This is a genomic window from Ruegeria sp. AF8 (genome assembly GCF_056541825.1).
Genome location: NZ_JBQFYW010000001.1, coordinates 39,650 through 60,488 on the forward strand (window position 1 = coordinate 39,650; position 20,839 = coordinate 60,488).

Consider the following 20,839-nt stretch of genomic DNA (forward strand, 5'->3'; position numbering starts at 1 on the left):
AGCCCAGGGGATCGCCATGAGCCTCAAGCATGTCTTCAACCCGGTTCGCCTGCGCCACAGGACGTTGCGCAATCGCATCGTATTCGGGGCACATACGACCAACATGGCGCGGGACGGGCTGCCGGGGGACCAGCACCTTGGCTATTACCTGGAACGCGCCATGGGCGGGGCGGCGATGATCGTGGTGGAGCCGGTGCCGGTGCATCCGGCGGCGGTGCTGACGCGGGGCAATTTCCGTCATAGCAGTGACGAGGTGATCCCGCATTTCGCGCGTATCACCGAGGCTTGCAAGGCGCACGGCGCGGTGATGATCCAGCAGCTCTACCATGTCGGCGCGCACGGGGACTGGGACAACAGCTGGCACGCGAACTGGTCGCCCTCGGGCGGACCCAGCTATCACGACAATGACGGCAGTCACGAAATGACCGTCGGCGAGATCGAAGAGACCATCGACGGTTTCGTCCAGGCTGCGATCCGGTGCCAGAAGGCGGGGTTTGACGGCGTTGAGGTATGGGCAGCCTATCATTGCCTGCTCGACCAGTTCTGGACTCCGTTTTCCAACCAGCGCACGGATGAATGGGGCGGAAGTCTGGACAATCGCACCCGGTTTTCGCGCGAAATCCTGAGACGTATCCGCGCCGCCTGCGGTGAGGATTTCATTGTTGGGCTGGCAGTGAACGACGATGCCGATGTCAAGGTGTGCCTCAGCCGCGACGAAATGGTCGAGATCGTGACCCTGCATGATGCAGAGGGTTTGATGGACTATGTGACGGTCGGGTCGGGCAGCTATTTCGATTTCTACAAACTTCTGCCCAGCTTTCAGTATCCCGAAAGTCTTGGGGCCGACCTTGCGGTGCGGCTGAAAGGTGCGGTCCGGAACGCACTGGTGACGGCCGAGGCAAATATCCGAACACCCGAAAACGCCAATACCCTGCTTGGCGGCGGACAGGCCGATCTGGTTTCCATCGTGCGTGGGCAGATCGCTGATCCGCATCTGGTCAACAAGGCCCGCGAGGACCGGATCGGGGATATTCGCGGCTGCCTGTCCTGCAATCAGCAGTGTTGGGGCCGGCGCGGGCGCGACTATTACATTTCCTGCCTGATCAACCCCTCGGCGGGACACGAATATCTGTGGGGCGGCGACCGGTTCCAAAAGGTTGATGAGCCCAAATCCGTGCTGGTCGTGGGGGCTGGTCCTGCCGGTCTGGAAGCCGCCCGTGTCGCGGCGGAGCGCGGTCACAACGTCGTCCTTGCCGAGGCGTCTTCGGAACTCGGAGGCCAGTTCCGCCTGGCCGGGCTGCAACCGCGCAGGGCGCAGATTACGGATCTGATCGCCTGGTACGGGCGGCAGTTGGGCAAACTGGGCGTCGATATGCGGTTCAACACCTATCTCGACGCAGACGACATCGCCGCGATAGGGGCGGATCATGTTGTGTTGGCCACGGGGTCGTTGCCTGCCGGGACCGGGTTTCAGAAGGCGTTGCCACATCAGGCGGATTTGCCCGGAGCCGATGCCGCGAATGTCTGGTCGCCCGAGGATGTCATGGGCCGGGCCGCGCGTCTGGGCAAGCGGGTGATCGTGCTGGACGAAGGCGGGCACTGGCGCGGAATCGGCACCGCCTGGCATCTGGCCGAGGCCGGGCACGAGATCACCATAGTGACGCCGGCGCCGATGGTGGCGCGTGATCTGTTCCGCTCGGCCACCGATTTGCCCGCGCGCCGCTCGCTGGCCGCGCTGGGCGCGCGTTTTGTTACCGAAAGCGCACTTACGGAATGGACCGGTGCCAGCGCCAGGGCGTTGTGCCTGCTGACCGGGCGTGAAAGCGAGATCGCGGCGGAGTCGCTGGTTCTGGCCACGGGCAATGTCGTCGACACCACCTTGCAAGATGACCTGCGGGCCCGGAGTATCAGGCCGCATCTTGTCGGCGACGCCAGTGCACCGCGCCTGGCTTCGGCAGCGATTTATGAGGGGCGGGTGACAGGGCTGGACCTCTAGCCGGATTGGCTTGTGCCGGAGAGTGAGAGGTGATTAGGGTTTCTGGCCAATATCCCCGGTTTCGGAGAGCATTTTATGGACAGACCCCGCGCCGATCTTGCTGCGTCGAACACGCCGCTTTACCGCCTGCCCCGGTTGTCCGGGCATCTGGGCATCGACCTGTGGATCAAGCGGGACGATCTGGCCGGTGCGCCGTTCGGCGGCAACAAGTCCCGGCAACTGGAATATTATCTGGGGGCCGCGAAGGCCGCCGATGCCGACACGATCCTGATCACCGGCGCGGTTCAGTCGAATTTCGTGCGAACTGCCGCCGCCGCCGCCGCTTCGCTGGGAATGCAGACCGTCGTCCAGCTTGAAGAGCGCGTGAGCGGCGTGGACGAGACCTATCGAACCTCGGGCAATGTCCTGTTGCTTCGCGTTCTCGGGGCCGAGATCATGCACTATCCCGAAGGCGAGGACGAGGCAGGAGCCGATGCCGCGCTGCGGGCAAGGGCCGAGGAATTGCGCGATGCGGGGCGGCGGCCCTATGTCATTCCGCTTGCAGTGAACAATCCGCCGCTCGGCGCGCTGGGATATATACGCGCCGGGCGCGAGATCATGGAACAGGCGGGTGATTTCGAAACTGTCGTCGTCTCTTCCGGCAGCGGTGCGACTCATGCGGGGCTTTTGACAGGGCTTCGGGGCGCAAGAAGCAAGGCCACGGTAATCGGAAGCTGTGTGCGCCGGTCGCGAGAGTTGCAAATCCTGCGCATTGCCGAAGTTCTCGACCGGCTAAGCGAACTGACCGATCACACATCTTCGGTTTCGTCGCAGGATATCCGCATCTGGGACGGTGCGCTCGCACCCGGATATGGCCAGTTCGGCCCCGCCGCGAAATCCGCGATGGAAATGATGGCCCGGCAGGAAGGCATTCTGCTTGATCCTGTCTATACCGCCAAGGCCTTTGCAGCCATCCCGGCCCTTGCGGCGAGCGGTGAGATCGCAAAAGGCAGCCGGGTTCTGTTCGTGCATACGGGCGGGCTGGCCGCTTTGTTCGGCTATCAATCCGGATTGGAGGCGGCATTCTGACGGCTTGCCGTTTCACCTTCGGTAGTGGCGATCTCGGGGTGTGCGCCAATTTCGTCCAGCAATGTGACGACCTCGGCGCACCAGCCTTCCTTGATCCTTTTGGCGAGTTGGGACAATGGCCGATAGAGCGGTGAGAGGATCACGTATTCATACCGGAAAATTCCGGGCATCGGGCGAAAGACCACCTCGCCCCGGGTCATGTTGGTTTCCTGCTCGGTCACGACGGTCAGCGGATCGACAATGGACAGGCACCGGCCGGCGCTGATGAATTGCATCAAAGGGGCGAAAAACTGGCTGTCGAGCAGGATATTCGCTGTGACCCCGCAATCGCGCAGGGCTTTCAGGGTACGTTCGTGCATCACATGGTAGCTTTGAAGCGTTCCCAGCGGCACGCCATCCAGATCCTTGCAAAGTATGGCATCTTGTTTGGCCAGCGGATGGGTGCGCGGAAGCGCGCAAAAACAATCGGCGGTGATCAGCTCCTGCCGGTATGTGAGAGCTTCGCCCGAGCCAACCGCCAGGTCGGCAAACCCGAAATCGAACGCCTGCGTCGCGGCCAGTTCGCGAATCTGCATCGAAGTGCGCGACGACAGCGAAACACGTATATCCGGCACGTCACCGATTGCGCGGCTGATATAGCGTGGTAGCAGAAAAGCTGAAGGTCCGGGCATGGACGCGATATTCAGTGTTCCGCCGTCGCCCCTGACCAGGCCCTTCATAGTTCCGGCCACGGCCGAAAGGCGGTCCAGGATGTCGCTGGCTTCGGCCAGAAGATAGTGCGCTTCGGGTACGGGCACCAATTGACGGCCCCGGCGATCGAACAGCTTCATGCCCAGCGAATCCTCCAATGAACGAATCGCCAGGCTGACGGCAGGCTGGGTCCGGCCCAGCTTTTGCGCGGCCTCGGATAGCGAGGATGAGTTCATGACGGCCCGAAAGGCTGTAATTTGAGACAGATTCATCGCAGATTCATAAGTTGAACTTTGGTTAGCCTAAAGTAATCAAATTTGCATTTATTGAAAAGTTCGATCATCGTTTTCGGATAAGGATCGTGATCTGACGTCCGACCACACCAAAGGGAGACCCAAATGACATTTATCAGAAACCTTGGCGGAGCCTTTCTGGCGGCCACGCTGGCGGCCGGGGCGGCCTATGCCCAGGATCCGACCTTCTTCCGCATCGGCACAGGCAGCGCCGGCGGCACGTATTTTCCCATCGGCGGCACCATCGCCAACGGCATCTCGGCCCCTCCGGGTTCGCGCCCCTGTGATCAGGGCGGCCAGTGCGGCGTGCCGGGGCTGATCGCCATCGCGCAGTCGACCACAGCGTCTGTCTTCAATAACACAGCCGTTGAAAACGGCGAGCTAGAGGCAGGCCTGGCGGCGGCGGATGTTACCCGTTCGATGTACCTGGGCGAGGGTAAGTTCGAAGGCAAACCGCATCCGAAGCTGCGCATCGTCGCCAACCTGTTCCCCGAAGATCTGCATCTGGTGCTGCCCAAGGGATCGTCGATCGACAACCTGGGCGATCTGGCGGGCAAGCGCGTCGGCATCGCTCAGGCGGGATCCGGCACTCAGGTCGCCGTTTTGCAGATGCTGGATGCCTGGGGTGTGACCCGCGACAACATGGATGAGGCCGAACTGAACAACAGCCAGTCGGCCGAACGTCTGGCGGACGGTCAGCTTGACGGTTATTTCTATGCCGCGGGCTGGCCTGTTTCGGCAATGGTTCAGCTCGCCTCGACCAAAGGCATGGATCTGCACAGCTTCACCGACGAGGATCTGGCCAAGATCAACGAGATCATCCCGGCCTACATTCCGTCGAAAATTCCGGCCGGTGTCTATGAGGGCGTCGACTATGAGGTAAAAACCCCGGCGGTTTCGGCGTTGCTGGTGGTGTCGTCCGATCTGTCCGACGAACTGGTCTATGGCATTACGCAGGCGATCTGGAACGACAATACCCGCAATCTTCTGGATAACGGCCACGCCAAGGGCAAGCAGATCACGCTGGATACTGCCCTTGATGGCGTCGTCAACCTGGGCGTTCCGCTGCATCCGGGTGCCGAGAAATTTTATAAAGAAGCCGGCGTTCTGGAATAACCCTACTCTCCTCGGTTATTCCGTATCCCGGGCGGCGGGCCTAGGCCGCGCCGCCCGACAAATTCCCTACTACACTTGATGCGAGAGGGCGGGCTATGAGCAACGCGCCAAACCACGAGTCTCCGGAACTGTCAGCCGAAGAGCTGGCGGCGATCGAAGAAAAATTCGATGAGGGCGCGGCGACGCGCGAAGTTTCGGACCGGTTCGGAAAGTTCCTGCGCTATGTGGCGTTGATCTATGCCACGTACCACTATCTGACCGCAGGGTTCGGCCTGCCGCCGGATTACTGGCACATGGGCTGGCACCTGTCGGGATTGTTCATCCTGATCTACGCTCTGTTCCCGCATATCAAGACCAAAACCTCGTTCGATCTGAAAACCGGCGCGTTTCATCTGGGCGGCGTGCCGTTCCTGGATGTGACGCTGATGGTTCTGGGGGTTGCGGCCTCGCTGTATCTGGGTCTCGCCTGGCACGGCATTCCGTTCCTCGGGATCGAGGAGATGACCTTCAGAATGGGTAATCCGAACACCTACGACTTGATCTTCGGGTGTATCCTGATCGTTCTGGTTCTCGATATTGCGCGCCGCACGCTGGGCTGGATTCTGCCGCTGATCATCTGCTGTTTCATGGCCTATGCGCTGTTCGGCCCGATCTTTCCGGGCATCCTGCAACACCCCGGCGTCAAGTTCAAAACCTTTGTCAGTTCGATGTATTTCCCGCAGGAAGGCATTTTTGGCGTCACTCTGTGGGTGGTATCGACCATCGTGTTCCACTTTGTCCTTTTCGGCGTGATTGCGCAGCGTACAGGACTGGGGCAACTTTTCATCGACAATGCCACCATTCTGGCAGGCCGGTATACTGGTGGCCCGGCCAAGGTGTCGGTGGTGTCGTCGGCGTTTTTCGGCACCATCTCGGGTTCGTCGGTGGCCAACACCGTCTCGACCGGGGCGCTGACCATTCCGAACATGAAGCGGCTGGGATATCCAGGTCATTTCGCGGGCGGGGTCGAGGCGGCCGCTTCGGCGGGTGGCCAGATCACGCCGCCTATCATGGGGGCCGCGGCCTTCATCATGGCCGAATTTCTGGAAGTGCCCTACACCACCATCGTGATTGCGGCGATCTTCCCGGCAATCCTGCATTATACCGGCGTGTTCGCCGTGGTGCATCTGATGGCGCGCCGCCTGAACCTGCAGGGTCTGTCCAAGGAAATGCTGCCGAAACTGGGCGAGGTCTGGCGCGAAGGCTGGGCCAACATCGTTCCGCTGGTCGGACTGCTGGTCGTGCTGTTCTCGGGTTACACGCCCTATATGTCAGCTTTCTGTGGCATTTCCCTGGCGCTGATCGCGGGTATGAGCCGTTACAGAGAGCCCCTGACCCTGTCAATTCCGGCGGCGTTCATTGCCTTTGTACTTTGGAAATATGCGGGCGACGGCTTTGATCTGACGATGTCGCTCATCCTGATTGCCGGGTCAATCATCGCCACCTTCAATCCGCAACGCCGGACGACGATCTCGGAAATGGCGGATACGCTGGAGACCGGGGTGAAATACGCGCTCGCCGTGGGCGCGGCCTCGGCCGCCGTCGGTATCGTCATCGGGGTGATCAACACCACCGGCGTCGGGTTCCGCATCGGTTTCATGGTAACGCAGGCCGCGTCGAATCTGGGCGGCGACATCAACAGCCTTTTGACCTTCGGCGGGTTTGAGCTGTTCGCAGTCGAGGATCTGACGCTGTTCATCAGCCTGATCTTCATCGCCATCGCTTGTATCCTGATGGGTGCAGGCGTGCCGACGACAGCGCTTTACATCATGCTGGTTTCAGTCGCTCAACCCGCGCTGGCGCAACTGGGTATTCCGCCGATCGCGAGCCATATGTTCGTGCTGTACTACGGCGTCGTGGCCGAGATCACGCCACCGGTCTGTACCTCGGCATACGCAGCGGCGGCCATTGCCAACTCCAACCCGTTCCGAACCGGTTTGTCGGCTTTCTCGCTGGGACTGGGCAAGGTGGTTGCGCCAATGGCATTTGTCTATGCGCCGGTGCTGCTCTTCGTGTCTTCGGCGGGGTTCGATTTTGTCGAATTCACCTATACGGCGGCAAGCTGTATCGCTGGTGTCATCGCGCTTTCGGCGGCGGTTGTGGGGTATTGGCTGGCGCCGATGGGGGCGATTTTCAGGATACTTTTGGCTGTCTCCGGTCTTGTTTTCATTGCCCCGTCGTTGCAGGCCGACCTGCTGGCGCTGGCCATAGCCAGCCCGGCGATCCTAAGCCAGATCATCGCCCGTCGGGCGCAGGCATCCGTGGTGTGATCCGATGGAAAAAGATGTCACCATTCTCGGTGCGGGTGTTGTCGGCATCTGCACCGCCCTCTCCCTTGCTGAGCGCGGCATCCGGGTGCGCCTGATCGACCGGGGCGATCCGGGGCAGGAGACATCCTTTGGCAATGCCGGTGTCATCTCGCCATGGTCCATCATTCCGCAGTCTATGCCGGGAACCTGGAAACAGATGCCGCATCTGCTGCTCGGTAAATACCGGCCCCTTGCCGTGCGCGCGACGTTCTGGCCCAGAATGGTACGCTGGGGGCTGGCGTTTCTCAGCAACGGGACAGAGGCGCGCGTGCATCGGGCGGCGGACGCGATGGAGGTGCTGTGCGGTCCCTCGATCGACCTCTACCGGCGGCACCTGCAGGGGACCGGGGCAGAAGACCTGGTCCGTGACAGTTGCTATATCCACGCCTTTCGCGAGGCGGATCAGGCGTCGCTGCGTTCTCTCGACTATCGCATCCGGCAGGACAAGGGCGCGCGGATGGAACTGGTGGGGGCGGATGAATTGCGCCGTATCGAACCCGCCTTGTCCCATGATTTCAAAGCGGCCGTCCTGATCCACGATCAGGCCCGCGCCCTGTCACCGGGTCGGATTGGCACAGTTTTAGCGGACAAGGCCCGCTCGCTTGGCGTCGAAGTCGTCAAGGAACAGGTTCAGGGCCTTATGCGCACCGATCTGGGCTGGCGCATTTCCTGCGATGTGGGTGTCTATGAAACGTCGCGTGTGGTGGTGACGATGGGGGCATGGTCGCCCGAGATACTCAGGCCGCTGGGTATCGACGTCCCGTTGGTGGCCGAGCGCGGCTACCACCTGGAGTTTTCCACTCCGGGGATCGAACTGAACAACTCGGTCATGGACACAGATGCCAAGATCGTGGCTTCCAGCATGGAGGGCGGTCTGCGCATTGCCGGTCAGGCCGAATTCGGCGACGTGAACGCCCCGCCCGACCCGCGCAAGCAGCCCCGCTTGATGGCACAGGCCCAAGCGGCCTTTCCCGGCCTCGCCAGCGATCGCCCGAGCTTCTGGATGGGGCGCCGTCCGACATTTCCCGACAGCCTGCCGATGATCGGAGAGTTCGAAGGGCAACCGGGGCTGTTTGCAGGTTTCGGGCACTCGCACTGGGGGTTGATGATGGCCCCGAAAACCGGTGAGTTGCTGGCCGACATGCTGTCGGGACGTAGCCACAACATCGATTGCTCGGCCTTTTGCACGGGTCGGTTTTCCAGCGGATTGATCCCAACAACGGACCTTCGGACATGACAGACACGGTCGCCCCGATCGGCATTCTTTGCCTCGACACTCATTTCGCCAAGCCGCCCGGGCATATCCGGTGCAGTGAAAGCCTGCCGTTTCCGACAGTGAAACGGGTTGTGCGGGGCACTACGATCCGCGAACTGCTGGAACGCCCCAGCATCGAATTCTTCGCGCCCTTTCTGGATGCCGCAAGGGAGCTGGAGGCTCAGGGTTGCGCCGCCATCACCGGCAGTTGCGGTTTCATGGCGCTGTTTCACCGGGAACTGGCAGCGCAGGTGTCAATCCCGGTCTTCTCTTCGAGCCTGATCCAGATCCCGCTGATGCACCAAATGGCCGGAATGCAAGGCCGGGTCGGCGTCATCACCGCGCGGAAATCCGCCCTGACGCAGGCGCATATGGATGCGGTCGGGGCCGGGACCACACCCGTTGCCATTGCCGGGATGGAGGAGCAGCCTGAATTCAGGGCGGTGATCCTTGACGACAAGCGACCCGAAATCGATCAGGACAAGCTGGCCAGGGAACTGGCCGCGGTTGGCCGCCAGTTGATTGACGAAAACCAGGATGTCACCTCGATCGTTCTGGAATGCACCGATTTGCCCCCATATGCACATCATTTGCAGCAGGCGCTGGGCCTGCCGGTGGCCGATCTCACGACGCTTGCGACCATGGTCCACAATTTAGTGGCGCGCGTCCCCTATTCGGGCCCGGTGAGGTACGACTGAACCATGCTTCCGTTCGCCCGCCGCCGCGTGCCGGTGACAGATGCGATATGGCGGTCGCACTCGTGATGGCGGGCTATCCCGACCGCCATCCCGCCTCGCGCAGTGCCTGCCCGTAATCGGGCGCGGTGCGCATTTCAGGCCCCAGCCCTTTGCCAAGAAGGACCTTATGCAACTTCGGCAGATTGTAGCATGGCACGTGCATGATCATGTGATGCTCGAGGTGGTAGTTCACCCAATAGGGCGCGACCAGCAACCGTGCGAAAGGTCCGGCATAGGTGGTTCGCACGTTTTGCAGAGGGTTCTCCGATTCTTCCGTCGCTCCGTGCTCGGCGATGTTGCGGATGCGCAGGACGAACTGAAACCAGGTGAGATAGGGCAGCAACCAGAACGCAAACCCCCACCACCATTGCCCGACCAATCCCATGACGACCATGACGCCCAGAAAAACCGGTAGCGATTTCCAAAGCTGTGCCGCGTTGAAGCTCTGCGCGAAATCCGAGGCCGCCGCTTCGACCGCATCCCTGTCGCCAGCCAGCCGGAACGACATCACCACCTGCCCCCAAAGCTGTTTCATCCCGGTGCGCCCGGTCAGATCGCGCGCGAATTTGCGCTTCATCGAGGCGTGCGAGGTGGGAAACTTGGTAGACAGGACCAGATCCGGGTCCTTTTCGGTTTGCGCAAAACGGTGATGGGTCAGGTGATAATGCCTATAGGCCTGCAACTCGGCCAGAATCGGCCGCCCGCACAACCATTCGCCGACGGAATCATTCAGGCGCTTGTTCCGGAACAGGGCGTTGTGGGCAGCTTCATGCATGAGAATCGCCAATCCCAACTGACGCGATCCGATCACGACAATAGCGAGGAAGAAGGTCAGCGGATTCGGCCAGGCCGCAAAAACCGTCAGCACCAGCACAATGATGCCCCAGCAATGAGCAACCAGCCAGATGCCCATCCGATCCGAACGTTGCGCCAGCGGTCGAATCTCTTCGGTGGTCAGATAGGCCTTTCCAGGTGTCATCGCGACGCCTCCCTGGCCAAAATTTTTCAGATTGAAGACCCGCCTGTCAATTCCGTCGCGGCGTCACTACGGCGTCGGCAGCCGCGTCATGGGCACTCGTTAACCACTGGTTTGCGACATTGATCTCCGGAACCTTTCGGCCCCTGAAACCCAGCGCAGACCCACACAAAAATCGTGGCCCCTGACGCGGCTGCAGTCATTACAGCCTCTGGCGTGTGCCCATCGATTGCGACGGTACTCACCAACCCCACAAGGAATAACCCAACCCCCTCTAAGCCCAGAGCATGTAACAGACTTCTGCTGGTTGCTCTGATCTTCATCGGGCTTGCCCCCCTCATGTAGCCAACTTGGCTAAGGAGACATTCGCCCAAAACCTGTGGTTGCGTAAGTGAAGCAGTTCACAATCGGTGAGAAATTATCGAAAATAATTCAACGCCAGTCGAAAAACCCTTCTCCGGCCCGATCCAGAAGGCGGGCGGCCATGGCGCGCCCCATCTCGGTTCCGTCTTCGACCGGTCCGGTCACGTCATCGGCAATCGATTCGGAGCCATCGGGGCGCAGAACCTCGCCGCGCAGGCGCAGATTGGTGCCGTCAAGTTCCGCCAACCCGGCAATCGGTGTTTCGCACGAGCCGTCAAGCGCGGCCAGAAGCGCCCGTTCCGCCGCCAGTCTTTGGCCGGTTTCAATATGATGGATTGCCTCCAGCATTTCGGCTGCGCGATGATCGTCGGCGCGTCGTTCGATTCCGATCGTGCCCTGTGCGATGGCGGGCAGCATGTCGTCGGGAGAGATCGCGGTTGCCGGCACGTCCGCCATGTTCAGTCGCCGGATACCGGCCAGCGCAAGGAAAGTGCATTCGGCAACGCCCTGGCTTAGTTTCTTCAGGCGGGTCTGCACGTTTCCGCGAAATTCCACTACGTTCAGGTCGGGGCGGCGGTTTAACAGCTGTGCCCGGCGGCGCAGCGACGATGTTCCGACCACCGCACCTTTTGCAAGATCGTGAATCGAACTCAGCGATGGTGAGATAAACGCGTCCCGCACATCTTCGCGCGGCAGGAATGTGTCGAGCACCAGTCCTTCAGGTTGTTCGACCGGCATGTCCTTGGTCGAGTGCACGGCGATGTCGATCCCACCCTGCAGCATCGCCTCTTCGATTTCCTTGGTGAACAGGCCCTTGTTGCCGATTTCCTTCAGCGGGCGGTCGGCGTCGATCATGGCGCGGTTGTCGCCGGTGGTCTTTATGACCACGACCTCGAACGATTCTTCGGGCAGATCGAACGCCTCGCTCAGTCGGCGACGGGTTTCATAGGCCTGGGCCAGCGCCAGCGGCGAACCACGGGTGCCGATCTTAAGCGGCGAAGCGGGGGAGGGTAAGGACAAAGTCATGGCGCAAGCTTTAGTCGCGTCACATTGCCCTGACAATGGGGGCAGAGCTTGACAAATTGCCGCCGAAGGCGGACCCGTGGCGGAAACCGGAACATTGGGGGCGAGCATGGCCGAAACAAAAACATTGCTGCGGGCGCTGGCGGGAGAGGTTCAGAAGGTTCCGCCGATCTGGATGATGCGCCAGGCCGGGCGTTATCTGCCGGAATATCGCGCCACACGGGAACAGGCGGGCGATTTCCTGCGGCTGTGTTATACGCCGGACCTTGCCGCCGAAGTGACGTTGCAGCCGATCCGCCGCTATGGGTTCGACGCGGCGATTCTTTTTGCCGACATTTTGCTGGTTCCGCAGGCGCTGGGGGCCGATCTGTGGTTCGTGACCGGCGAGGGGCCTCGTCTGTCGACGATTCAGGGTCAGGCCGACTTTGACGCGTTGAAACCTGTTGATGCAATTCACGAGACTCTGGACCCGGTTTACGAAACCGTCCGTATCCTGTCGCGGGAATTGCCGGCGGAAACCACGTTGATCGGTTTTGCCGGAGCGCCCTGGACCGTGGCGACCTATATGATTGCCGGTCGCGGCACACCCGATCAAGGCCCGGCGCATGCGCTGCGTGAGGGTAATCAGGCGCTGTTCGATGCGCTGATCAACCGGATCACCGCGGCCACCATCGAATATCTTTTGGCCCAGATCGAGGCGGGGGCCGAGGTGGTCAAAATCTTCGACAGCTGGGCCGGATCGCTGAAGGGTGATGCCTTTGTCAAATACGCGGTCGAACCCTGCCGGGTGATCACTCAGGCCCTGAAAGCACGTCACCCGGGTATCCCGGTTATCGGATTTCCGCGCGAAGCGGGGGACGGGTATATCGGGTTCGCCAAGGTCACGGGCGTGGACTGCGTGGCGCTCGATAATTCCGTGACACCTGAATGGGCGGCTGAGCATGTACAGGTTGATGGCTGCGTGCAGGGCAACCTCGCCTCGTCGCATATGGTGACCGGCGGGCAGGCATTGATCGATGAGACCCGCCGCATTGTCGACGCGTTTTCCAAGGGGCCGCACATCTTTAATCTGGGTCACGGAATCACGCCGGATGCAGATCCCGAAAACGTTCAGATCATGATCGACACAGTGCGCGGCCGTTGAGAGCAGAGGCGGGGCGGCAGCCCCTTGCGCTCAGCAAGGTTTGGAGACCAGAAAGGAACGGCGGGTCAGGTCCTGTCGGGCGCTGTGAGTTCGGCAAGGATCTCTTCGGTGTGTTCGCCGCGCATGGGGCTGGGCTGTGGTGTCCAGCCATGGTCGGAAAAACGCGGAGCGCAGGCGGCCTGGAACGTTCCGTCGGCCTGCAACCAGGTGTTGCGGGCCGCGTTCATGGCGTGCCCTGCCGCTTCAGTTGGACTGAGCACAGGGGCGACGCAGGCATCGGTGCCCTGAAACAGTTCGGCCCAATGGGAGCGTGGCCGTTTCGCGAAAATGCGGGCAAGGCGTGCGGTGAGCGCGGGCCAGAGAGTTCGGTCATATTGCCGCTGGAACTCGGGGTCTTCCGCAAGCCCGAGAAGATCGAGGAAGAGCGCATAGAATTTCGGCTCCAGGCATTGCACCGTGACATAGCCGCCGTCGGAACAGGCATATGTGCGGCTCCAATGCGGGCCGTCAAGCAGGCTTTGCCCGCGCATCTCAGCGAGGTTGCCGGTTTGCGCCAGGCTCATCAGCAGGTTCATCATGTGCGCCGAGCCGTCATAAATAGCGGCATCGACCACCGTCCCCTGCCCGGTGGCGCGTGCGTTCAGAAGGCCAGCCAAAAGGCCAGTGACCAGATACATGGCGCCGCCGCCAATATCGCCCAGCAGCGTTGCCGGTGTCTGTGGTGCGTCACCGGGGGACGATCCGTACCACAGCGCGCCGGACAGGGCGATATAGTTCAGGTCGTGCCCCGCCACCTGCGCCAAAGGCCCGTCCTGTCCCCAGCCGGTCATGCGGCCATAGACCAGTTTGGGGTTCAGCGTGTGGCACGGCTCCGGGCCGAGACCCAGCTTTTCCATCACGCCGGGGCGGAATCCTTCGATCAGCGCGTCGGCAGAGGCGATCAGGCGTTCGGCGGTTTTCCGATCTGCCGCGTGTTTGAGATCCAGAGCGATGGACCGTTTCCCGCGGTCGAGCAGCGAGCGTTCGGGCATTCCCGGCGTGACCGGACCGCCCTTGCGGTGAACCGTGATCACGTCCGCGCCGAGATCGGCAAGCAGCATGGCCGCGAACGGGGCAGGGCCGAGCCCTTCGAATTCGATGATGCGAATGCCGTTCAGCATGTCAGCTCCTATGTTTCATTCAGGGTCCGGGCAAGGCCGGAAGATTGCAAGGGGGCATGAGCGCGACGTCACGTTCTGACCGGGCGCGATCAGAAATAAGGGCCGGACGCAGAACGAAGACGGGGCCCGACGAAACAGATCCGGTAGTTCGTTCGGGCAGTGACGTCCCTCTTGTGTTTCCTGCGGGATAAAACGGCCTCTGCTGTGGCGCCGTTTCCCTATTGAAACGGATCGTCCGGGTAGCCGACCCGGGCCAGATACAAACCCTGTGGCGGGCAGACCGGGCCACAGGCCGCGCGGTCGGCGGCCTGCAGTGCAGCGCGGACGTCGCCGGGCGTCCATGCCCCGGCCCCGACGCGTTCGAGGGTGCCCACGAAACTGCGCACCTGATTGTGCAGGAAGGAACGTGCGCGAACGTGAAAGTGTATTTCCGGGCCGGAAAACCCCTCCACTTCCTGCACGCGCAGTTCATCCAGTGTCTTGACGGGGCTGGCCGCCTGACAGATCGACGAGCGGAAGGTGGTGAAATCGTGCCGTCCGATCAGCATGTTAGCGGCGGCCTGCATTTCCGTCGCGCCGAGCGGGTGGCCGATCTGCCAGACCTGACCTTTGTCATGGGTGGCCGGGGCGCGGCGGATCAGGATACGGAACAGGTATTGCCGCTCGGTTGCCGAAAAGCGCGCGTGCCAGTCGTCTGCGACCCTGACGGCCTGCAGGATCGCGACCGGTTCCGGCTTGAGGTGATAGTTCAGCGCCTCGGACAGGCGGAACGGGTCCCAGTCCTTGATCAGATCGCAATGGGCGACCTGACCCAGCGCATGCACGCCGGCATCTGTGCGCCCGGCGGCGGCTATCGTGTGCGGGCCGGGTTCGAGTTTGGCCAGCGCATCCTCGATCGCCCCCTGAACAGAAGGCAACTCTTTCTGGCGCTGCCATCCGGCAAACGGGGCGCCCTGATATTCGACTTTCAACGCAAAGCGAGGCATGGCCGCGCTGGTAGCCCGGACCGTCGTGCAAGTCCAGTATGGCCTCAGGTGTTTCGGCCTGCGACTGGTATCCCCGCACGAACATGCCTATCTTGCGGAAAGTCATGAAAGAGGCAGTGTTTTGGTCATTTCGACTTTGGCAGACAATATCGTGCGCGGTGTGGAAAACGTGGGTGACCGGGTGTCCGAGGCCCTGTTCGAGCCGGTGATCCGGCTGGGCGTTACCGGGCTGGCGCGCTCGGGCAAGACGGTGTTCATCACGTCGCTTGTGGCCAATCTGCTGGATCGGGGGCGGATGCACGGGCTGGCAGCAGAGCAGGAAGGCAGGATCGTTGCCGCCTACCTGCAACCCCAACCCGACGACACCGTGCCACGCTTTGACTATGAATCACATCTGGGCGCGCTGACCGGGGCGGTGCCGCATTGGCCAGAGAGCACTCGCGCAGTGTCGGAACTGCGTCTGTCATTGCGGGTTCGGCCCGGTGGCCTGCTATCGGGATGGCAGGGGCCGCGCGCAGTGCATCTGGACATCGTGGACTATCCCGGAGAGTGGCTTCTGGATCTGGGATTGCTGGACAAGAGCTATGCCGAATGGTCGGGTGAGACTCTGTCGCGGGTCGCTGCACGGTCGCAGGCTGCGGCCTATCTGACGCAGGCAAAAGGCATCGACCCGGACGCCGTTCTGGATGAGCAGGTGGCGCAAAGCCTGGCAAAATCCTTTACGGGCTATCTTGCGACGGCGCGCGAGGCCGGATTCTACGACTGCACTCCGGGGCGGTTCCTGCTGCCGGGCGATCTGGCGGGTTCGCCGGTTCTGACATTCGCGCCGCTGCCGGTTGCCGGCCCGTCGCGCCGCCGCACGCTGCATCGCGAGATGGAGCGGCGGTACGAGGCTTACAAGTCGCAGGTGGTCAAACCGTTCTTCCGGGATCATTTCGCCCGGATTGACCGGCAGATCGTTCTTGTCGATGCGCTGGGGGCAATCCACAAGGGGCCGCAGGCGGTCGAGGATATGCGCCGTGCGATGGCCGACATTCTTGCGGCGTTCCGGCCGGGGCGGAATGCGTGGCTGAGTGGTCTTTTGCTGGGAAGACGGGTGGAGAAGATTTTGTTTGCCGCGACAAAGGCCGATCATCTGCATCACGTACAGCACCCTCGCCTGACCGCGATCATGGAGGCGCTGACCCGAGAGGCCCGCGACCGCGCCCGCTTCGCCGGGGCCGGGACATCGGCCTTGTCGATTGCGGCCCTGCGCGCAACCACCGAAGAAATGCGCCGCCACGACGGGCAGGAATTACCATGCGTCCGGGGCACCTTGCTGGAAACCGGCAAGCAGGCGGCATTCTATCCGGGGCATCTGCCCGAAGATCCCGCGCGGCTGCTGGGGCCCGCCCGCGATGGCGCTCATGAGTGGCTGGGGGGCGATTACGGTGCCATGGCCTTTGCGCCGGCGCTTCTTGACGTAAAACCCGGGGATGGCCCGCCGCATATCCGGCTGGACCGGGCAGCGCAGTTTTTGATCGGAGACCGGCTGTGAAAGTGATCCTTCGACCAGCGCGCAGCACGGATGCCGGAACGACCGGTGAAATCCTGCATGGATTTGCTCGTGAAAACGACTGGATGCCAGAGCTTCACTCGATGGCGGAAACGATTGCATTCTGCGGCTCAATGATCGAACGGGGCTGGGTGACTGTTGCCGAGGATCGGAAAGGAATTGCCGGGTTTCTTGCCCGTGACGATGCGGAAATCTGCGCGCTCTACCTGAGTGAGCGGGCAAGAGGACAAGGCGTCGGGCGGCAGCTGCTGGAGGATGCAAAGTCGCGGCGCGGATATCTTGCCCTGAAGGCATTCGTGGCCAACGCACCGGCGCGATGCTTCTATGAGCGCAACGGATTTGTCGTGACCGGGCACGGCGATGGTTCGGACAACGATGAAAACCTGCCCGACATCACATATGTCTGGGAAAGGGAGGGACGGCCCGAATGACCAATGGCCCGGTTCTTATCGATCTGACGGACGAGGCGCAGCCCGCTCCGAATGTGGCGCAGGCGCCTGTCGTCCCTGACGGGCATGGCTCCGAAGGTGCGGCGATGCAGGTTGCCGCCCGTTTCGCCGCACGCGGGCCTTCGCGGTTGGCGAAATGGTTCTGGGGACTGGCTGTCGCGGTGATCGGGGCCGTGGTTTCGGTGGCCGCCTGGGACTTTGTCTCGTCCCTGATGGTGCGCGTGCCGGTGCTTGGCTGGGCGGTCACTGCTTTGATCGGGGCGCTTGTCCTGGTCGTGTTGCTTATCGCTTTGCGGGAACTCGCGGCGATCGGGCGGCTGACCCGGGTCGATGGCTTGCGGCAGGCGGCGGATGCGGCGTTGGCCGGGGACGATCTGGCACAGGCGCGGGCGGTTACCGACAAGCTTGTCGCCTTCTACAGTGGCCGCGAAGATACAAGCTGGGGGTTGGAGCGATTGATCGAGCGCAAAGGTGACGCGTTTGATGCCCCGGCGCTGCTGGCCTTGGCCGAGGACGAAGTGCTGGCCCCGCTGGACGCGGCCGCCAGCCGCGAGGTCGAAGCGGCGGCGCGGCAGGTTGCGACCGTCACCGCGCTGGTGCCCTTGGCCCTGGCCGACGTGGCGACGGCGCTGGGCGCATCGCTTCGCATGATCCGCCGAGTCTCCGAAATCTATGGTGGCCGGGCCGGCGTTCTCGGCAGCTGGCGTCTGACCCGCGCCGTATTTGTGCATCTGGTTGCGACCGGGGCGGTCGCGGTGGGGGATGATCTGTTGGAACCGGTTCTGGGTGGGTCGCTTCTTAGCAAGCTGTCGCGTCGTTTCGGCGAAGGGCTGGTCAACGGCGCGCTCAGTGCGCGTGTCGGTGTGGCCGCGATGGAGGTATGCCGCCCGCTGCCGTTTTCCGCCCGCCACAAGCCCTCGACGCGCGGCATCATCCGGCGTGCGCTGGCCGGATTGTTCGGCAAGGATTGATCTGACGCAAGGTCGTCCCCGGCTGCATCGTTCAGAATCGAATGCATCGGAGGGCATGTCATGGCGGACCACGGCCACAGCCACGAGGAAATCGACGAACGGATCAGCGCGCCACCCGGGCGTGGCGTGTTGCGGGACATCGTCTACGGCGGCATCGACGGATCGGTGACGACATTCGCTATCGTCGCAGGTGTTGCGGGCGCCGGATTGTCACCTTTCGTGATCGTGGCGCTTGGCCTCGCCAATGTGCTGGCCGATGGATTTTCGATGGCGGCGGGCAATTATTCGGGCACAAAGGCCGAGCTGGACAACATTCGCCGCATCCGGGCGATCGAAGAGCGTCATATCGAACTCTACCCGGATGGCGAACGCCGCGAAGTGCGGGCGATCCTGGCCCGGAAAGGTCTGACCGGGTCGGTTCTGGATGAAGCGACAGGGGCGGTCACGGCCGATCAGGAGAGCTGGATAAGCCTGATGCTGGAGGGCGAATACGGTTTGGGCAGCGTTGACCCGCACCCGCTAAAGGCGGCTGTCGCGACTTTCATGGCGTTTCTGGTCGCCGGGTTGGTGCCCCTGTTGCCGTTTCTGATCGGTCTGGAGCACGCCTTTTCCGTGTCGGTCTGGATGACGATGGGGGTCTTTTTCGCAATCGGTGCGCTCAAGAGCCGCTGGTCGCTTGCGCCCTGGTGGCAGTCGGGCGGAGAGACGCTGGCGATCGGCGGCGTAGCCGCGGCGATTGCCTATTTCGTCGGCACATTGTTTCAGGGATCGCCCTGAAAGGTTGTCGCAGATCGTCGATCACTACTGACGCGTGTACTCCGGGCAGCTAGGGTCACGTAACGGACGTGATGACCCCGGAGTGTTAAGAAGGTGCAGCCGACAAGGGCAAGAACGGTTCTGGTGCTGGGGGCGTACGGTTTCATCGGGTCGTCGGTCACACGCGCCCTGACCAGAAAGGATTACAATGTGTGCGGGGTGGCTCGATCCAAGGCCCTTGCAGGCCGGATCTTGCCCGGATGCCGTATCATTGAACGGGATTTGCGGAACATGGCGGCCCCCGACAGATGGGCAACGGTTCTGCAAGAAGTTGACGTCGTGGTGAATTGCGCCGGCGCGCTGCAGGACGGTGGGCAGGATGATCTGGCCGCGGTTCACCACCATGCGATTGCCGCACTGGGGCTGGCATGTGCCGAGCGCGGGATTTCGATAGTCCAGATTTCCGCCGTCGGGGCCGAGGCGACTGCCGATACGGCCTTCATGCGCACCAAGGCTGACGGGGATGCCGCGTTGCGCCGCAGCGGCGCGACGCTTTGGGTGCTGAAGCCGGGGCTGGTGATCGGGCAGGCGGCCTTTGGCGGGACGGGGCTGCTGCGGATGCTGGCCGCAGTGCCATTGGTCCAGCCGTTGGCCCATCCCGCGACGCCGGTGCAATCCGTGGGAATGGAAGATCTATGCCGGGTGGTTCTTGAGGCCGTTTCGGGACAGTTGCCGGAGGGCGAATACGATCTGGTCGAAGATCAGCCGCATTCGCTGGCAGAGGTTGTTCGGAAAACCCGACAATGGCTGGGATTCAGACCTGCCCGGTTCGTCTGGACCGTTCCTTCGCTAATTGTTCGTTTGATCGGAAAAACCGCCGATGGGCTGGGGGTGATGGGGTGGCGCTCGCCGCTTCGAACTACGGCGCTTGCGGTCATGAAATCCGGGGTTGTCGGGAATCCGGTCCCGTACAAACAGGCCAGCGGACGTGGACTCGCCGCGCTGCCCGAGATCTATGCCGGGCTGGAATGCGCCCGGGAACACAGGCTGGCCGCGCGGATGTCCTTGCTGATGCCGATTGTGGTGGCCGGACTCAGCCTGTTCTGGCTGGTGTCCGGATTGTTCGGCCTGATCGGGCTTGGCGCGGCCAGCGCGGTGCTGTTGTCTGCAGGCTGGCCATACTGGCCGGCCATTGGCAGCGTGGTATTCTGGTCGCTGGTCGACATCAGCCTGGGGTTGGCCATCTTGTGGCGGCCCTGGGCCGCGTGGGCCTGTCTGGCGCAGGCCGCGGTTGCGGTATGCTATCTGGGGGCGGCAATCGTCGTGGCGCCGGAATTGTGGGTTGATCCTTTGGGACCGCTGGTCAAGATCATGCCCGCAATCCTCCTTTCCCTGCTGGCGCATCAAATGCTGGAAAGCCGATGACCGATCTCGACCTGATTCTGCGATGGCTGCATGTGATCGGCGCGTGTACCCTGCTTGGAACCGGCGCCGGTATCGCCTTTTTCATGCTGATGGCTCATCGCAGCAACGATCCACGCATCATTGCTCATACCGCGGGGGTGGTGGTGCTGGCCGATTTGATCTTCACGACCACAGCGGTTGTCCTGCAGCCCGTTTCGGGTTTCCTGCTGGCATGGCGTCTGGGCTGGAACCTGACCGAAGGATGGCTCTTGTTGGCGATCGTCCTCTATGTTCTGACCGGCGTCTTCTGGCTGCCCGTCGTCTGGATTCAGACGCAGCTGCGGAACATGGCGCGGGTGGCAGTCGCGGAGAACCGGAACCTGCCGCAAAAGTACCACCGGTTGTTCAACATCTGGTTCGCCTGCGGCCTTCCGGCCTTTCTGTCCGTTCTCGCAATTGTCTGGCTGATGCTGGCACGGCCCGGATTTTCATTTCCGTTTTTGTGACCTGGCAAGTCGGCCCGGCAATGTGGATGCGCGGCAACGCCCG

At 62.2% G+C, this 20,839-nt stretch carries 18 protein-coding genes; 13 read left to right on the top strand and 5 right to left on the bottom strand.

The annotated features are described in order from the left end of the window. Positions 1–16 precede the first annotated feature (16 nt). Complete coding sequence (locus ACR0AO_RS00190; protein ID WP_480598450.1) at positions 17–1,996, top strand: oxidoreductase; 1,980 nt, start codon at positions 17–19, stop codon at positions 1,994–1,996. A 75-nt stretch (positions 1,997–2,071) separates the two neighbouring features. Continuing rightward, positions 2,072–3,064: a D-cysteine desulfhydrase family protein gene (locus tag ACR0AO_RS00195; protein ID WP_480598453.1), complete on the top strand. Its 993-nt coding sequence runs from the start codon at positions 2,072–2,074 to the stop codon at positions 3,062–3,064. Here ACR0AO_RS00195 and ACR0AO_RS00200 read toward each other — a convergent pair. Beyond that, positions 3,037–4,026 carry a LysR family transcriptional regulator gene (locus ACR0AO_RS00200; RefSeq protein WP_480598456.1) on the bottom strand — a complete coding sequence of 330 codons (990 nt, stop codon included), beginning with the start codon at positions 4,024–4,026 and terminating at the stop codon, positions 3,037–3,039. The genes ACR0AO_RS00195 and ACR0AO_RS00200 overlap by 28 nt on opposite strands. 126 nt (positions 4,027–4,152) lie before the next feature. Here ACR0AO_RS00200 and ACR0AO_RS00205 point away from each other — a divergent pair, with 126 nt between their 5' ends. From ACR0AO_RS00205 to ACR0AO_RS00220, 4 genes are all read left to right on the top strand, one after another. Then, a complete protein-coding gene (locus ACR0AO_RS00205) occupies positions 4,153–5,163 on the top strand; it encodes a TAXI family TRAP transporter solute-binding subunit (protein ID WP_480598458.1) in 1,011 nt (336 codons plus the stop codon). Between the two features lie 95 nt (positions 5,164–5,258). Beyond that, positions 5,259–7,472 (top strand): TRAP transporter permease, encoded by a 2,214-nt coding sequence (locus tag ACR0AO_RS00210; protein ID WP_480598461.1) that lies wholly within the window; start codon positions 5,259–5,261, stop codon positions 7,470–7,472. A 4-nt stretch (positions 7,473–7,476) separates the two neighbouring features. Further along, positions 7,477–8,748 (top strand): NAD(P)/FAD-dependent oxidoreductase, encoded by a 1,272-nt coding sequence (locus ACR0AO_RS00215; RefSeq protein ID WP_480598464.1) that lies wholly within the window; start codon positions 7,477–7,479, stop codon positions 8,746–8,748. Continuing rightward, a complete protein-coding gene (locus ACR0AO_RS00220; RefSeq protein WP_480598466.1) occupies positions 8,745–9,464 on the top strand; it encodes an aspartate/glutamate racemase family protein in 720 nt (239 codons plus the stop codon). The genes ACR0AO_RS00215 and ACR0AO_RS00220 overlap by 4 nt, the downstream gene beginning before the upstream one ends. Before the next feature lie 73 nt (positions 9,465–9,537). Here ACR0AO_RS00220 and ACR0AO_RS00225 read toward each other — a convergent pair whose 3' ends face one another. Both ACR0AO_RS00225 and hemC read right to left on the bottom strand, forming a co-directional pair. Continuing rightward, the gene (locus ACR0AO_RS00225) at positions 9,538–10,482 is read right to left on the bottom strand and encodes a fatty acid desaturase family protein (RefSeq protein ID WP_480598468.1); all 945 of its coding nucleotides are present in this window, start codon (positions 10,480–10,482) and stop codon (positions 9,538–9,540) included. 429 nt (positions 10,483–10,911) lie between these two features. Beyond that, on the bottom strand, positions 10,912–11,868 hold the full coding sequence (gene hemC / locus ACR0AO_RS00230) for a hydroxymethylbilane synthase (protein WP_480598470.1): 957 nt from the start codon (positions 11,866–11,868) through the stop codon (positions 10,912–10,914). A gap of 106 nt (positions 11,869–11,974) precedes the next feature. On the opposite strand from hemC, the gene hemE reads away from it, so the two are divergent. Beyond that, positions 11,975–13,009, top strand: a complete 1,035-nt coding sequence (hemE, locus tag ACR0AO_RS00235) for a uroporphyrinogen decarboxylase (protein WP_480598473.1) — start codon at positions 11,975–11,977, stop codon at positions 13,007–13,009. Between the two features lie 65 nt (positions 13,010–13,074). Here the strand turns inward: hemE and ACR0AO_RS00240 are convergent, their stop codons facing one another. Together ACR0AO_RS00240 and truA are read right to left on the bottom strand one after the other, a co-directional pair. Continuing rightward, the gene (locus ACR0AO_RS00240; RefSeq protein WP_480598475.1) at positions 13,075–14,169 is read right to left on the bottom strand and encodes a CaiB/BaiF CoA transferase family protein; all 1,095 of its coding nucleotides are present in this window, start codon (positions 14,167–14,169) and stop codon (positions 13,075–13,077) included. Between the two features lie 218 nt (positions 14,170–14,387). Further along, a complete protein-coding gene (gene truA / locus ACR0AO_RS00245; protein ID WP_480598477.1) occupies positions 14,388–15,155 on the bottom strand; it encodes a tRNA pseudouridine(38-40) synthase TruA in 768 nt (255 codons plus the stop codon). A 121-nt stretch (positions 15,156–15,276) separates the two neighbouring features. Here truA and ACR0AO_RS00250 point away from each other — a divergent pair, with 121 nt between their 5' ends. The 6 genes from ACR0AO_RS00250 to ACR0AO_RS00275 all read left to right on the top strand — a co-directional run bounded on the left by ACR0AO_RS00250 (position 15,277) and on the right by ACR0AO_RS00275 (position 20,796). Next, the gene (locus ACR0AO_RS00250; protein ID WP_480600796.1) at positions 15,277–16,692 is read left to right on the top strand and encodes a YcjX family GTP-binding protein; all 1,416 of its coding nucleotides are present in this window, start codon (positions 15,277–15,279) and stop codon (positions 16,690–16,692) included. Next, the gene (locus ACR0AO_RS00255; RefSeq protein ID WP_480598480.1) at positions 16,689–17,141 is read left to right on the top strand and encodes an N-acetyltransferase family protein; all 453 of its coding nucleotides are present in this window, start codon (positions 16,689–16,691) and stop codon (positions 17,139–17,141) included. Before ACR0AO_RS00250 ends, ACR0AO_RS00255 begins: the two co-directional genes overlap by 4 nt. Continuing rightward, positions 17,138–18,130 (top strand): YcjF family protein, encoded by a 993-nt coding sequence (locus ACR0AO_RS00260; RefSeq protein ID WP_480598482.1) that lies wholly within the window; start codon positions 17,138–17,140, stop codon positions 18,128–18,130. The genes ACR0AO_RS00255 and ACR0AO_RS00260 overlap by 4 nt, the downstream gene beginning before the upstream one ends. 60 nt (positions 18,131–18,190) lie before the next feature. Then, complete coding sequence (locus ACR0AO_RS00265) at positions 18,191–18,907, top strand: VIT1/CCC1 transporter family protein (protein ID WP_480598485.1); 717 nt, start codon at positions 18,191–18,193, stop codon at positions 18,905–18,907. 93 nt (positions 18,908–19,000) lie between these two features. Continuing rightward, complete coding sequence (locus tag ACR0AO_RS00270; RefSeq protein WP_480598487.1) at positions 19,001–20,311, top strand: SDR family oxidoreductase; 1,311 nt, start codon at positions 19,001–19,003, stop codon at positions 20,309–20,311. Next, complete coding sequence (locus tag ACR0AO_RS00275) at positions 20,308–20,796, top strand: DUF2269 family protein (RefSeq protein WP_480598489.1); 489 nt, start codon at positions 20,308–20,310, stop codon at positions 20,794–20,796. Before ACR0AO_RS00270 ends, ACR0AO_RS00275 begins: the two co-directional genes overlap by 4 nt. Positions 20,797–20,839: the final 43 nt, after the last annotated feature.